The organism is Cobetia sp. SIMBA_158, assembly GCF_046566945.1.
Lineage (GTDB): Bacteria > Pseudomonadota > Gammaproteobacteria > Pseudomonadales > Halomonadaceae > Cobetia > Cobetia amphilecti.
The window spans coordinates 1-252 of the sequence record NZ_JAWJYL010000757.1 but is presented as its reverse complement, the minus strand read 5'-3'; the positions used below and the strand labels follow the sequence as shown (position 1 = coordinate 252).

The window sequence follows — 252 nt, the reverse complement described above, 5'->3', positions numbered from 1 at the left end:
GTAAGCCGGAGCGTTCTGATCTGTCTGCGGACATTAACGAACACCTGATCGTCGAGCTTTACTCCAAGTAAAGCTTAGTACCAAAGAGAGGACACAATGCAGGGTTCTGTGACAGAGTTTCTAAAACCGCGCCTGTTTGATATCGAGCAAGTGAGTTCGACGCACGCCAAGGTGACCCTTGAACCTTTAGAGCGTGGCTTTGGCCATACTCTGGGTAACGCACTGCGCCGTATTCTGCTCTCATCGATGCCG

Annotated in this window: 2 pseudogenes; both read left to right on the top strand. The window is 51.2% G+C overall.

Annotation, left to right across the window (positions count from 1 at the left end):
• Positions 1-71 (top strand): annotated as a pseudogene (gene rpsD, locus R2R70_RS21845) (30S ribosomal protein S4); the annotation flags it as partial.
• A 25-nt stretch (positions 72-96) separates the two neighbouring features.
• Positions 97-252: pseudogene (locus R2R70_RS21840) on the top strand (DNA-directed RNA polymerase subunit alpha); the annotation flags it as partial.